Origin of the sequence: Avibacterium sp. 21-599 (genome assembly GCF_026226765.1) — a bacterium.
Lineage (GTDB): Bacteria > Pseudomonadota > Gammaproteobacteria > Enterobacterales > Pasteurellaceae > Avibacterium.
In genome coordinates, this window is sequence record NZ_JAKKOB010000001.1 from 1,222,366 (window position 1) to 1,235,506 (window position 13,141).

At 40.8% G+C, this 13,141-nt stretch carries 13 protein-coding genes and 1 pseudogene; 4 read left to right on the forward strand and 10 right to left on the reverse strand.

The features are described from left to right. Positions 1-37: 37 nt before the first annotated feature. The 7 genes from L5B83_RS06070 to L5B83_RS06100 form a co-directional block, all read right to left on the reverse strand. A complete protein-coding gene (locus L5B83_RS06070; RefSeq protein ID WP_265777879.1) occupies positions 38-784 on the reverse strand; it encodes an SDR family oxidoreductase in 747 nt (248 codons plus the stop codon). Positions 785-797: 13 nt separating this feature from the next. Next, positions 798-1,517: a monofunctional biosynthetic peptidoglycan transglycosylase gene (mtgA, locus tag L5B83_RS06075; protein WP_250350015.1), complete on the reverse strand. Its 720-nt coding sequence runs from the start codon at positions 1,515-1,517 to the stop codon at positions 798-800. Beyond that, positions 1,501-1,803, reverse strand: a complete 303-nt coding sequence (gene trpR / locus L5B83_RS06080; protein ID WP_103852641.1) for a trp operon repressor — start codon at positions 1,801-1,803, stop codon at positions 1,501-1,503. Before trpR ends, mtgA begins: the two co-directional genes overlap by 17 nt. A gap of 49 nt (positions 1,804-1,852) precedes the next feature. Further along, positions 1,853-4,009 carry a transglycosylase SLT domain-containing protein gene (locus tag L5B83_RS06085; protein WP_265777880.1) on the reverse strand — a complete coding sequence of 719 codons (2,157 nt, stop codon included), beginning with the start codon at positions 4,007-4,009 and terminating at the stop codon, positions 1,853-1,855. 257 nt (positions 4,010-4,266) lie between these two features. Continuing rightward, positions 4,267-5,358 carry a redox-regulated ATPase YchF gene (gene ychF, locus L5B83_RS06090; protein ID WP_250350552.1) on the reverse strand — a complete coding sequence of 364 codons (1,092 nt, stop codon included), beginning with the start codon at positions 5,356-5,358 and terminating at the stop codon, positions 4,267-4,269. Positions 5,359-5,374: 16 nt separating this feature from the next. After that, complete coding sequence (gene pth, locus L5B83_RS06095; protein ID WP_250350551.1) at positions 5,375-5,965, reverse strand: aminoacyl-tRNA hydrolase; 591 nt, start codon at positions 5,963-5,965, stop codon at positions 5,375-5,377. Between the two features lie 48 nt (positions 5,966-6,013). Next, positions 6,014-6,430, reverse strand: coding sequence for an EamA family transporter (locus tag L5B83_RS06100; RefSeq protein ID WP_250350550.1), 417 nt, complete (start codon positions 6,428-6,430; stop codon positions 6,014-6,016). 94 nt (positions 6,431-6,524) lie between these two features. On the opposite strand from L5B83_RS06100, the gene L5B83_RS06105 reads away from it, so the two are divergent. The 4 genes and pseudogenes from L5B83_RS06105 to xseA form a co-directional block, all read left to right on the forward strand. Beyond that, the gene (locus L5B83_RS06105; RefSeq protein ID WP_265777881.1) at positions 6,525-6,956 is read left to right on the forward strand and encodes a type II toxin-antitoxin system RatA family toxin; all 432 of its coding nucleotides are present in this window, start codon (positions 6,525-6,527) and stop codon (positions 6,954-6,956) included. Then, the gene (locus tag L5B83_RS06110; RefSeq protein ID WP_250350548.1) at positions 6,956-7,345 is read left to right on the forward strand and encodes an RnfH family protein; all 390 of its coding nucleotides are present in this window, start codon (positions 6,956-6,958) and stop codon (positions 7,343-7,345) included. The genes L5B83_RS06105 and L5B83_RS06110 overlap by 1 nt, the downstream gene beginning before the upstream one ends. Next, complete coding sequence (locus L5B83_RS06115) at positions 7,338-8,534, forward strand: ribosomal protein uL16 3-hydroxylase (protein ID WP_265777882.1); 1,197 nt, start codon at positions 7,338-7,340, stop codon at positions 8,532-8,534. Before L5B83_RS06110 ends, L5B83_RS06115 begins: the two co-directional genes overlap by 8 nt. Before the next feature lie 2 nt (positions 8,535-8,536). Beyond that, positions 8,537-10,030, forward strand: a pseudogene (xseA, locus tag L5B83_RS06120) (exodeoxyribonuclease VII large subunit); the annotation flags it as partial. A gap of 512 nt (positions 10,031-10,542) precedes the next feature. Here xseA and fdhE read toward each other — a convergent pair. The 3 genes from fdhE to fdxH all read right to left on the reverse strand — a co-directional run bounded on the left by fdhE (position 10,543) and on the right by fdxH (position 13,141). Continuing rightward, positions 10,543-11,451 (reverse strand): formate dehydrogenase accessory protein FdhE, encoded by a 909-nt coding sequence (gene fdhE / locus L5B83_RS06125; RefSeq protein WP_265777883.1) that lies wholly within the window; start codon positions 11,449-11,451, stop codon positions 10,543-10,545. An 87-nt stretch (positions 11,452-11,538) separates the two neighbouring features. Further along, positions 11,539-12,225, reverse strand: coding sequence for a formate dehydrogenase subunit gamma (locus tag L5B83_RS06130; RefSeq protein WP_250350544.1), 687 nt, complete (start codon positions 12,223-12,225; stop codon positions 11,539-11,541). Beyond that, on the reverse strand, positions 12,218-13,141 hold the full coding sequence (gene fdxH / locus L5B83_RS06135) for a formate dehydrogenase subunit beta (RefSeq protein WP_250350543.1): 924 nt from the start codon (positions 13,139-13,141) through the stop codon (positions 12,218-12,220). The genes L5B83_RS06130 and fdxH overlap by 8 nt, the downstream gene beginning before the upstream one ends.

Below are 13,141 nucleotides of genomic sequence, written 5' to 3' on the forward strand. Positions count from 1 at the left end.
AAGATAGGCAATAGTGCCTATCTTTTATTTCTTAAATTTACTTTCTCACCACATTCAATGTGGAGAAGCTTTGTGCTACAGGCATTATTTCAATACGGTTAATATTAACGTGAGCAGGTTGTTGGTAGATCCATAAGGCAGTGTTTGCAATATCTATTGGTTCAATGGGGTGCACGTTTGCATATACACTAGCAGCTTTAGCGTCATCACCTTTGAAACGTACATTTGAAAATTCTGTACCACCGCATAGGCCGGGTTCAATATTGGTGACGCGCACATTGGTACCCGCTAAATCAGCACGCAGATTTAAGCTAAATTGTTCGACAAAAGCCTTAGTTGCACCGTAAACATTACCGCCCGGGTAAGGATATGTCCCTGCGATTGAACCTAGGTTGATAATATGCCCTTGCTGGCGTTCCACCATTTGAGGTAACACTTTTCGGGTGAGATAGGTTAAACCGATGATATTGGTATTAATCATTGTTAGCCAATCGTCAAAATTTGCTTGATGGGCTGGCTCTAAACCCAGTGCTAGCCCCGCATTATTTACTAAGAGGTCAATGCAACGAAAGGCTTCAGGTAAATTAGAAAGTGCGGTATTAATTTGTTCTAAATTATTCATATCCATTTGTAATGGAAAGAAATTTTCGCCTAATTCTGCGTGTAGTTTTTGCAGTTTGTCTAAACGGCGAGCTGCACCAATAACGTGATAGCCTGATTTAATGAATACTTCGCACATTGCTTTACCAAAGCCTGCAGATGCGCCTGTAATTAATACTGCCATATTATCCCCCTATTTAGTTCAGTTGTGTTAAATATCCCTTACCTAAGGCATTCATTTGTCGCATAATCCAACGTTGTCTTTTTTGTACAAAAGCACTGGGTTTATTTGCCTTAAATAAGATTGGATTAGGTAAGACTGCCGCTAATAGGGCAGCTTCTTGTTGATTAAGTTGTTTTGCCGATTTTTTGAAATAGGCTTGGCTTGCCGCTTCTACGCCAAAAATACCATAGCCAAATTCGGCAATGTTTAAATAGACTTCTAGAATCCGTTTTTTCGACCATAATTGTTCTAGCATTAAGGTCGTTGGCAATTCAATGGCTTTGCGTAGCCAGCTTTGCCCGTGCCATAAATATAAATTTTTCACAGTCTGCTGTGAAATGGTTGATCCACCTCGTACTTTTGTAGATTTTTTATTATATTTCAATGCGTTATTAATCGCATTCCAATCAATACCGTGATGTTGCGCAAATTTTTGATCTTCTGCCGCAATCACGGCCAGCTGCATTTGCCACGAAATATCATCCAAACTCACCCATTGATATTTAATAGGGTAACTTTCCCCATTTAAAAGATGGCTGACTTTCTGCTGTGCCATATAGGAAGAGAATGGCACAGGAACAATGCGAAACAATAAGGTAATCCCTAAAAAAGCAGCAAACACATAAAGCGAATAACGCAATATCCTTTGTTTTATGTGTTGCAACCATTTTTTCTTGTTATTCTTTCTGCCCATCAAGCTGTTCTTTTACCCATTGCATAAATTCAGGTGGCATTGTTTTGATCATATTTGATCCTCTTGTAATTGTTGCCGCGCTGGTATTTAAGTTTTGTTGAATTTCTCGTTGTGAGCAACGTTTATCTAACAATTGTGCCACAATTTGTAATCGAAGTCCTACTGCATCACGTTCATCAGCCGTGAGTAACAGGGTGAGTAATTCTTGTTCTTTATTCTGTGCAAACGCGGTGCGTAAAATCTCGATAAATGCCTGCCATTGATCCATATTTTTGCTCACATACATAGCGTTCTCCTAGGATTAAAACGTTTCACTGTGCTATTAAACTACTTCACTAGTATAATCTATTCTGCTCTGCTTGGGTAAATTTTTCTGCCTTTTCACCTTGTAGTAACTGGTAATAATAATCGTACGCTAAGACATTCTGCGCATAACCACGGGTTTCATAAAATGGAATGGTGGCGATAAATTCTGCCATTGTCATTTTCCCATTTGCACGAGCGAGCCACTCATCTACACGTTTTGCGCCAGCGTTATAAGCCGCCGCAATTAAAATGCGATTATTGCCATATTTCTCGGCAAGTTGGTTAAGGTGAGTTGTGCCAAGCATAATATTATCAATGGGATCAAACAGTTGGCTTTCTTTTTTATAAGGTAGCTGAGCTTGCTCGGCGGTGAGTTTCGCTGTGCTGGGTAAGAGTTGCATCAACCCGCGCGCATTAGCCGAAGAGGTTACATTGGCACGCCAAGCACTTTCCTGCCGTGCAATTGCCATTGCAAAAGTGCGGTGGATTTTTTGGGAATTTTGATGATTAATGAATAAATCAAACCAATTTTGATAAGCATTAGGTAAACGCAAGGCAATATAATCCCACGCTTTTGCTTGAATTGTGGCGTCTACTTGCAAATCAACCCATTGATTTTGTTCGGCATATTGTGCTAAGGCGAGTTTGCCAGCAAAATCTGTGTTATCTAATAATGCCCGCCATTCGCGCTGAATATTGGCGTGATCATTTAGCTGTTGCAACTCATTAATACGACTAAATTGCTGGGTGTAGTCTGATAAGTTTTGCCCATTTGACGAGAATGTTTTCATTGCAGGTTGATAAGCAATACCCAATCGCTGTGCGGCAAGCATTGGATAAAAGCCACGTGCATTTTTCTGCATCTCTTGCCAAATCTGTATGGCTTGTTCGGTTTTGCCTTGCTGAAATAAGGCCTCACCTTGCCAATAACGCCATTCATCTTTCTGCTTGCCTTGTTCGGAAAGCAAATTCAACCAAGGTTGAATCGCTGTTTTTTCACGCAATGCAACACGGATACGACGCTCGGTTTGTTTATCTTCTTTTAATACTTGTACGGTTTCATCTCGCCATTGCTGAATGGCGGGATTTTCACTATCAAAAAGCTGACTAAGCAAAATGGATTGCCAGTATTGTCTTTGTTCTGGGGATAAATTAAAACGCGTTGCCCATTGTTCTAATTGGGCAAAAGGTGCGCTGGCATTCAGCTGATTTTCCGTAATGCTTTTAATAAAACGAGGCATTAATGCAAGTAGAATTTGTTTATTTTCATCATTAACGGGCAAATTTTCCACATAAAATGCGTTAGACGAAGAAAGCAATAAGCGCGGTGATTTCAACAAGCTAGCTAAATTTTCAAGCCAAATTTTTAATTCAGCATTTTGCGTAAATGCTGCCAATTCGTTTATTAAGACACGATTTGTTTTTTCTACGGCTAATAAGGCGCGCTGTTTGATCAAATCGTCATTAATAATGCCCTGTTGATAGGCTTGCATAAAAAGCGTTTGACATTGGCTGGGCGAGTTGTTTCCTGTGAGCCATAAATTTTTTATCCTTGTTGCAAGTGCGGTGTTTTTTTGTGCAGTTTTTTCAGGTGTAGTCAGCGCTTCTGTTTGTGTTGAAGGCATTTTTTCTTGTGCAGTTAGCACAATGCAAGATGACTTGCTCTCTTTGGGCAGCATTGCGGTATTAGATAAAATCGCCTGCCAATTTTGTGCATCGTATTGCTGTTGCAACCAATAATGAGGCAAATTATTCAACGGAAAATCAGGATATTTTTTCGTAAAATCAAGAATTTCATCAAACGATAAGGCTGCTTTTCTCGCGATTAAAAACTGATATTCTGCATAAGGCAAGAGTGGGTAATCTTGCAATTGAGCCAATAATGTTTTTGCAATGCCTAATGTCGTTTCGCTTTGTGAAAGGGCTAAATATTGTTGAAGTTTACGATAGATTTCTCGTTCATCAGCCCGTTTCTGTTGGTTTAATAACAGGGTTTTTGCGGGATCTCTATCTTCATCGTGTGCATTGCCTTGATTTATCTTTTGTGCATCAGGGGTTTCTTGTGCTTTTGGCTGCGTGTGTTGTGTGACTGAATGTTCTGAAAGGGGAGATTGATCAGCATTCCCCCATACAAAAAGAGAAAGTGAAGATAAACTTAAGGCTAGCAAAGTTTCAGTAAATTTCATAGCATTCCTTGAATAGAATCAAAATTGGGTAAAAAAACACCGCACTTGAGTTTTGCGATGATTCCTCTTTTTATAACACCTTTATTGTGCAGGGGTAATGAGAAATTACTTGTAGTTTAAATTCTATTGGCTAATGTTTTTCCATAAAAAATCTGCTCCTTAATTGATTGGTTGTGTCCAACTTTTAGAGAGCAGATCAATGTGCGGTAATATTTTTATCTATTTTTTTAGATCAAAATAGCATAAGCTAGAATGAATTAGACATTAAAACGGAAATGCATTACATCGCCATCTTGAACAATATAATCTTTCCCTTCTAAACGCCATTTTCCTGCTTCTTTTGCTCCGTTTTCGCCTTTGTACTGAATGAAATCAGCATAAGAAATGACTTCGGCGCGAATAAAACCTTTCTCAAAATCAGTGTGGATGACCGCAGCGGCTTTTGGTGCTGTGGCGCCGACGGAAACTGTCCACGCACGAACTTCTTTAACGCCAGCTGTGAAATAAGTTTGTAAATTTAATAGGGCATAACCTGCACGAATAACACGGTTTAAACCCGGTTCATCAATGCCTAGATCTTGCAGAAATTCCACTTTTTCTTCATCATCCAGTTCTGCAATTTCAGATTCAATTGCCGCACAAACAGGCACAACCACCGCCCCTTCTTTTTCCGCAATTTCACGTACACGATCTAAATAAGGATTATTTTCAAAGCCATCTTCATTCACATTGGCAATATACATTGTTGGTTTTAATGTAAGGAAGTTATAGCTCTTAATGGCGTGTAATTCGTCTTTATCTAATCCGACAGAACGAATCATTCCGGCATTTTCTAACACAGGGAGGATTTTTTCCATAATGGATAATTCAAATTTTGCCTCTTTATCGCCACCTTTGGCACGTTTAGTTAAACGTTGAATGGCGCGCTCACAACTGTCTAAATCAGCGAGGGCAAGTTCTGTGTTAATGGTGTCGATGTCTTCAGCGGGATCAATTTTTCCGGCAACGTGAACAATGTCATCATTTTCAAAACAACGTACAACGTGTCCAATCGCATCGGTTTCACGAATATTAGCAAGGAATTTGTTACCTAATCCTTCCCCTTTGCTTGCGCCAGCAACAAGACCGGCGATATCCACAAATTCCATTGTGGTTGGTAAGACGCGTTCAGGTTTAACAATTTCCGCTAACGCGTCTAGACGTGGATCGGGCATTGGCACAACGCCAGTGTTTGGTTCAATGGTACAGAATGGGTAATTTGCCGCTTCAATACCTGCTTTTGTTAATGCGTTAAAAAGGGTGGATTTGCCCACGTTTGGTAAACCTACAATACCACATTTAAATCCCATAATATTTCCTTAATGTTTAATTTGATGCTTTAAAGCTATTGAGTCGATTTGTTGCTTTGTTAATGCCTTCTTTGATGAGAATTTCCACGCACACAGTGGCTTCATCTAAGGCTTTATCAATCAGTTGCCAATCTGTTGGTGAGGGTTTACCTAGCACATAGGCGGAAACCAGATTTTTATCGCCCGGGTGTCCAATCCCTACACGCAGGCGATAGAAATTTTTATTATTACCTAGCTGAGCAATGCTATCACGCAAACCGTTATGTCCACCGTGTCCGCCCCCTTGCTTAATTTTGGCAACACCGGGAGGAAGATCAAGCTCATCGTGAATAATCAGCATTTCTTCTGGTTTAATGCGGTAAAAATTGGCTAATGCACTCACCGCTTTACCGCTTAAGTTCATAAAAGTAGTGGGGACGAGAAAACGAATTTCTTCGCCAAAAATCACCGCTCTTGCGGTTTTACCGAAAAATTTACTTTCTTCTTTCAGTTGAAAATTAAATTGACGGGCAAGGCGGTTAATTAACCATTCCCCCGCATTATGGCGAGTTTCGGCATATTTATCCCCCGGGTTAGCCAGCCCAACAATGAGTTTAATTTCTGACATACTTTCTTTAACTGGACAAAAATAGTGGGCTATTGTAGCGAAAAACAGTTATAACGCCAAGACCAATACACCCGCTAAAATTAAAATTGAACCGATAATGAGTTTTAAGCTGATGGCTTCGCCTAATATTACCACCCCTAACACAATGGCGATAACCACGCTAAGTTTATCAATGGGGGCGACCCAAGAGGCGGGGGCAAGTTGTAATGCACGATAATAGCAAAGCCAAGAAAGCCCCGTAGCAACCCCTGATAAAAGTAGGAAAATAAAGGGCTTTGCGGCGATATGTTGGGGGAGTTGCCATTCGTTACGCAGCGTAATAATACCACCAGCCACAACCAATACCACAAGGGTGCGAATAAACGTAGCAAGATTGCTATTTATCCCCTCCACGCCAAGTTTGCCCAAAATGGCGGTGAGTCCGGCGAAAAATGCTGATCCAATGGCGAAAATGACCCAATTCATCGTTTTTCCTTATTTTTTCGTGCGTTTATCACCGCACTTTTGTTTGATATTCGCTATAATAGCAAAGTTTTTTTAGAGAAAAATAGAAATAAAAATGCCAAGAATTAATCAAAGTGCCTTAGTGCCTTACAGTGCCAAACAAATGTATGATTTGGTGAATAATTATGAACGTTATCCGGAATTTGTGCCGGGCTGTGTGGAAAGCCGAACGTTAAGTCGTGAGCAAAATCAGCTTACCGCAGAATTAGTCATCAGCAAAGCAGGAATTCGTCAGCGTTTTACCACGCAAAATACAATGGTGGAAAATCAGTGTATTCAAATGCAGTTGGTGGAAGGACCGTTTAAATTTTTGCAAGGGGAATGGCAGTTTGTGGAAATTGATGAGCAGTGTTGCAAAATTGCCTTAACACTGGAATTTGAATTTTCCAATCCGATTATTGCAATGGCGTTTGGACAGATTTTTACTCATTTAACCAGCAAAATGATCGATGCGTTTAAACTGCGTGCCAAGGAGGTTTACGCCTAATGTCTAAATTAAAAATTGAAATTGCTTATGCTTTGCCTGATCGTTATTTTTTGAAAACCTTGCATATGGAACAAGGCACAACCGTACAAACCGCAATTTTGCAATCAGGTATTTTACATCAGTTTAGCGAAATTGATTTGCGTGAAAATAAAATTGGGATTTTCAGCCGTCCAGCAAAATTAACTGATCTTGTAGAAGATGGGGATCGCATCGAAATTTACCGCCCTTTACTTGCAGATCCCAAAGAGATCCGCCGTAAGCGAGCGGCACAACAGTTACAAGAACAGCAAGCACAAAAGCAAGCAGAAAAAGAAGCAAAAAAACGTGCAAAACAGTTAGCCCAAGATCAACGATCTGCAAACGAGCAAGAGGAACAAGGCGATGATTAAATTTTGTTTACCTGAACACATTAGCCCTGAACAATTTTTACAAGAATATTGGCAAAAGAAACCGTTATTAATTCGCAACGGTCTTCCACAAATTGTGGGACAGTTTGAGCCACAAGATATTATTGAACTTTCGCAAGGCGAAGAGGTTACCGCGCGCCTAATCAAGCAACATAGCGATGAAAATTGGGAACTTAAGGTTAGCCCATTGATAGAGCAAGATTTTGCTAATGTGCCAACACAATGGACAGTACTCGTACAAAATATGGAGCAGTGGTCGCCTGAATTGGGGCAATTATGGAATGCGTTTGGTTTTATTCCACAGTGGCAACGAGATGATATTATGGTGTCTTATGCACCGCAAGGTGGCTCAGTCGGGCGACATTATGATGAATATGACGTGTTCCTTGTGCAAGGGTATGGGCATCGCCGTTGGCAACTCGGTAAATGGTGCGATCCTAGCACAGAATTTAAGCCTAACCAGCCGATCCGTATTTTTGATGATATGGGGGAATTGGTGCTTAATGAAGTGCTTGCCCCCGGTGATGTGCTTTATGTGCCTTCCCGTTTATCCCATTATGGGGTGGCACAAGATGATTGCCTGACGTTTTCTTTTGGCTTACGTTATCCTAATTTGGCGGATATTTTTGAAAATGTGGCAAAAGCCTTTAATCAACCTAGCTTAGAATTAGATCTCAGTGAATTTTTAATTCCTCTCCGTCTTCACCCTGATCAGCAACCAACAGGGTTATTGGCACAGCAAAATATCACCACAATAAAGCAACAGTTCCTTGCTAGCCTTGCACAAAGCCCACAATTTGATGCGTTATTCAAACAAGCCTTAGCAAGTACAGTGAGTAGCAGACGCTACGAATTATTACCAACGGAAGGGGAGTACGATCCTGAAGAAGTGCGGTCGCTTTTGGAGCAGGATTGTTTGCTTTCACAAGATAATAATTGCAAATTGCTTTATACCGAACAGCCATTGCGTCTTTATGCCAACGGTGAATGGCTAGATGAACTCAACCCGTTAGAAGCCCAAATTTTAAAACGGTTATCTGATGGAGAAAACCTGAATTTAGCGGATTTACACGAGTTAATGCGTGATATGCAAGATAAAGAAAGTGTAATGGAACTCTTGTTAGACAGTCTATGCAACTGGCTTGATGATGGTTGGGTGTTATTGGATTAACTATGGAAAATAGTGCAATTTATTCTGTTTCACAACTCAATCAGCAGGCTCGCCAATTATTGGAGGGACAGCTTGGGCTTGTGTGGCTCACAGGCGAAATTTCTAATTTTACTCAACCGGTTTCGGGGCATTGGTATCTCACTCTGAAAGATGAAAATGCTCAAGTGCGTTGTGCAATGTTCCGAATGAAAAATCTGCGTGTCTCATTTCGCCCACAAAATGGTATGCAAGTCCTCGTTAGGGCAAGTGTCAGCTTATATGAGCCACGAGGGGATTATCAGCTTATTATTGACACAATGCAGCCAGCAGGTGAGGGATTACTGCAACAGCAATTTGAAGCCTTAAAAATGAAATTGGCGGCGGAAGGATTGTTTGCCCAAAATCTGAAAAAAAACCTACCGCACTTTAGTCGCAAAGTGGGTGTGGTTACTTCGCCGACAGGGGCAGCATTACAAGATATTTTGCATATTTTACAACGTAGAGATCCTAGTCTAGCGGTGGTGATTTATCCTACTGCCGTTCAAGGTAAAGAAGCCACGGCTGAAATTGTGCAAATGATCGAGCTTGCCAACCGTCGCCAAGAAGTGGACGTATTGATTGTTGGGCGTGGCGGTGGTTCATTAGAAGATTTATGGTGTTTTAATGAAGAAGCCGTAGCGCGAGCAATTTTTAATTCCGTCATTCCTGTGATCAGTGCGGTAGGACACGAAACCGACATAACCATTGCTGATTTTGTTGCAGATGTGCGTGCGCCGACCCCATCGGCGGCGGCAGAATTGGTAAGCCGTGATCAGCAAGAATTATTGCAACAGCTTAGCTATAAACGCCAGCATTTAGAAATGGCGTTAGATCGATGTTTTAATGAAAAACGCCAAGCATTAAATCAGCTCGTGTGGCGTTTGCAAAATCGCCATCCGCAAATTCAGTTTAATCAACAAAAGGCACAGCTAGAACAACTTGCTTACCGTTTACAGTTTGCAATGCAACGCGAAGTGGAAAAATCGCAACAAGAGATTGCCGTGCAATATCAACGTTTGCATTTAGCAATGACGCGAAACCTTGCTACAAAAAAAGAATATTCACAAAAACTTCGCCAACGTTTGCAACATTGTCATCCACAAACACAGCTCAATCAGCGAAAAGCACACATTCAACAGCTAGGTTATGGCTTAAAGCTTGCAATACAAGGTTATTTCACGAAAAAACAACAAAATTTCACCGCACTTAATGAACGGTTGCACAATAATCCATTACCTTATCGCTTGCAAAAGCAGGCTCAACATTTGCAACAATTAAATGTACGGTTAGCTTTTTCCACGGAAAAACAACTGGCAAACAAACAAGGGCATTTTGCGACGTTGTGCCAACAATTAGACGGATTAAGCCCATTGAAAATTCTTTCCCGTGGTTATTCCATCTCTGAAAACGAACAAGGCATTGCAATTACCCAAAGTCGCCAAGTGAAAGTGGGCGAGCGTGTGAAAACACAGTTAATGAATGGCATAATTTATAGCCGTGTTGAACAAATAGAAAAATAGTCACTTAATTTTGAAAATAAGATAGCGTTGGTTCGCCTTATTTTTGTACGAGTTATGTTGAACCGTATTGCCTTATTCCAACTTTAAACAGAGATAATTCCTGATATCTAAAAAAGATAACAATAATTTTTCTTTTTGAAGAAAACGCCTTCTTTTTTTGAGATAGATGAAAAAAATAAAAATTTTAAAATTTTTCACGATTTTAGTTGCATTTCGTTTTTTTTTTTACAATAGGGAGGATTTATCTTGATTTTATTGAGATAAAGCTAAACGAAATATTTTATTCATCTTTGTGGTTAAGGCGACTTAACCACTTTTTTTGTTTTTAAAATGGGCGACTGCATTTACTTTCCCCCTTAAAAAAGTGAAGTGCGGTAAAAAATAGTAAAATTTTCTACCGCACTTTATAAATAAGAAAGGTTTTCTGTCGCTATCGCGTTGATAGTTTACTGGCGAGCCAATGGTGGTTTTTACCCTGCTTCATTTGGAAACATAAAAGGATTTAATCCACTACGCGAAAGACCTTTTTCTTCCATTTCAATATCAAGATAGATACTTGCCAAATCATCAGCGATGGCTTCGACATAAGGGTCTTTCTCTTGATACATCATTTTCAGATAGCTATGGCAATCGCCGCAGCTTTCGGCTTTAACGGGGGCTGATTCGCTGTCAATTGACCAATAATCTAGTTTCCCCGTGTGATTACAATTGGTGCATTTACTACGCACGACATTCCATTCACTTTCACATAGGGAGCAATGTACATAACGTAAACCTTGCTCTGAGCCAAAATGCACCACGCTGGCGGTTGGCGGGGCATTACATACTGGGCAAAGATGAAGGTGTTCACCGCTTTCCATTTTGCTGTTTTGTGGCAACTGCTGAGCAAGCTGAATCCAATAAAGGGAAAGTGCCGCCCAAATAAAGAGGGCTTTGTCGCTACTGACTTCTGAAAATTGTTGCGCGAGTAATTTGTCAGCAAGCTGTTCAAGCTCGTTGTCGGAGGTTTTTTCTAAATTCTCAATGGTAGCTTGAACGTTTTCGGTTCCATTATTTTTCATTTTATTGAGCAATGCGTGAAATAAGGTTCGCCATTGTGGATCGCGCTGCCATTGGGTGAGATTAAGTGGAATGCTTGTTTCCGCATTAATTTCAATTTTTTGCGTAACAGGCTGTTCGTTTAGTAGAGCGAGTTGGCAATCTACAATATTTGCCGCGAAGTTAAGGTAATCCGCCATTGGGTGATTTTGCGCCAGAGAACGTAAGCGTTCAGCTCGCCGTAGGTAAAGATTTTTGGGGTTGGAAAATAAGAGAACAGGGTGATGAAAAGAGCTAGCAGCTTGTACAATTTCATCTTTTGGTAGGATTTTGATACTCATAATTTTTCATCAGCTTTTGTCAATAAAGAAAGTGCGGTGTAAATTTGCAAAATTTTGCAAAAAATCACCGCACTTTGCCATCGTTAATTAGTTAGTGTGCTTTTCTTTCGCTTTTTCTGCGGCTTCTTTTTCAAGTTCAGGCAGAATGTCTTCACGGAACCAGCGTGGGTGATGTTTTTTCGCCCAGCGTACCGTTACCCAACCTTCAACCATTCCTCGAATAGAACCTTTCACCCAAAATGCCATATACATATGCACCATAATGCCGGTAAAGAGCATAAAGGCACTGGCAGAGTGGAGTAAAATTGCAATGCGAATTACCGGAATTGGGAAATTATGGGAGAAATATTGTCGCCACATAATAATCCCTGTTGCCAGTAATGTGAACATTGCTAGAATGAGCGTCCAAAACAGCATTTTTTGCCCTAAATTATATTTTCCGTTGTCTGAAACGGCGTGTTCGTTGCCTTTTAAGACTTCTTTAATATTTTTGAGCCATACCCAGTCATTTTTCTCCGGAATGTTATGACGCCAATAAATCAAGCAAAGATTAATAAACGCCACAAACATCACTAAGCCTGTGAATGGGTGGATAAAACGGGCAATTCTTGGATTACCTAAAATTTCCGTTAGCCAAGCAAAATCAGGGAAGAAAAAGGCAAGCCCTGATAAGCCAGTGGTGAAGAAACAAATCACAAGTAGCCAATGGCTTAAACGCGCAGGAAATTTATGGCGAACAACTCGTTGATCGTTGCTGATCTTAAATTTACTCATTTTCGCCTCCTTTCTGGGTTTGATTGTCTTCTGGTGTGACTTCGTCGTGTTCTTCAAGCTCTTCCGTATTTGGCCCTACTGCAAGGTAGTGCGCAATTTCAGAAAGCACTAAGCCGCCCATTGCTACCGCTGCAACTGGTTTCAAGACGTCTTTCCATAATTTCACGCTAACGTCAATGTGTGGATCTTTTGGTAAACCTGAGTAAAGTTCTGGCTTATCCGCGTGATGTAAAACATACATCACGTGTGTGCCACCAACACCTTCAGGATCATAAAGCCCAGCATTTTCGTAACCACGGGATTTGAGATCGGCAATACGGGTTTCTGCATAGTGTTTCATTTCTTCTTTTGTTCCGAAATGAATTGCCCCTGTTGGGCAGGTTTTAACACAAGCCGGTTCTTGACCCACGGTTACGCGATCCACGCAAAGTGTACATTTGTACACGCGGTTATCTTCAGGGTTCATTCTTGGAATATTGAATGGACAGCCAGCGATACAGTAGCCACAACCGATACATTTATCTGATTGGAAATCTACAATCCCGTTTGCGTATTGAATTATTGCACCCGGTGAAGGGCAGGATTTTAAACAGCCCGGCTCACTACAGTGCATACAGCCATCTTTACGAATTAGCCATTCTAAACGATCATTTTCTTCAACTTCGTTGAATTTCATCACCGTCCACGCTTTGGCATTGAGATCGATCGGGTTATCGTATGAGCCGATACATTTTTCTGGCTCAGCACGAAGATCATTCCATTCGGAACAGGCCACTTGACAGGCTTTACAGCCAATACAAGTGGTAACATCAATCAGTTTTGCCACTTCAAGCTGATGATCGCGTGCGTGAGGTGGTGGTGTTAATCCCGATGTTGCAGAGGCTTTAATAATATCTTGTGATTGAACATTTCCCAT

Bases quoted from the DNA above. Each gene is read 5' to 3' on its own strand.
- L5B83_RS06070 (WP_265777879.1), bottom strand. From the start codon at position 784: ATGGCAGTATTAATTACAGGCGCATCTGCAGGCTTTGGTAAAGCAATG.
- mtgA (WP_250350015.1), bottom strand. From the start codon at position 1,517: ATGGGCAGAAAGAATAACAAGAAAAAATGGTTGCAACACATAAAACAA.
- trpR (WP_103852641.1), bottom strand. From the start codon at position 1,803: ATGTATGTGAGCAAAAATATGGATCAATGGCAGGCATTTATCGAGATT.
- L5B83_RS06085 (WP_265777880.1), bottom strand. From the start codon at position 4,009: ATGAAATTTACTGAAACTTTGCTAGCCTTAAGTTTATCTTCACTTTCT.
- ychF (WP_250350552.1), bottom strand. From the start codon at position 5,358: ATGGGATTTAAATGTGGTATTGTAGGTTTACCAAACGTGGGCAAATCC.
- pth (WP_250350551.1), bottom strand. From the start codon at position 5,965: ATGTCAGAAATTAAACTCATTGTTGGGCTGGCTAACCCGGGGGATAAA.
- L5B83_RS06100 (WP_250350550.1), bottom strand. From the start codon at position 6,430: ATGAATTGGGTCATTTTCGCCATTGGATCAGCATTTTTCGCCGGACTC.
- L5B83_RS06105 (WP_265777881.1), top strand. From the start codon at position 6,525: ATGCCAAGAATTAATCAAAGTGCCTTAGTGCCTTACAGTGCCAAACAA.
- L5B83_RS06110 (WP_250350548.1), top strand. From the start codon at position 6,956: ATGTCTAAATTAAAAATTGAAATTGCTTATGCTTTGCCTGATCGTTAT.
- L5B83_RS06115 (WP_265777882.1), top strand. From the start codon at position 7,338: ATGATTAAATTTTGTTTACCTGAACACATTAGCCCTGAACAATTTTTA.
- fdhE (WP_265777883.1), bottom strand. From the start codon at position 11,451: ATGAGTATCAAAATCCTACCAAAAGATGAAATTGTACAAGCTGCTAGC.
- L5B83_RS06130 (WP_250350544.1), bottom strand. From the start codon at position 12,225: ATGAGTAAATTTAAGATCAGCAACGATCAACGAGTTGTTCGCCATAAA.
- fdxH (WP_250350543.1), bottom strand. From the start codon at position 13,141: ATGGGAAATGTTCAATCACAAGATATTATTAAAGCCTCTGCAACATCG.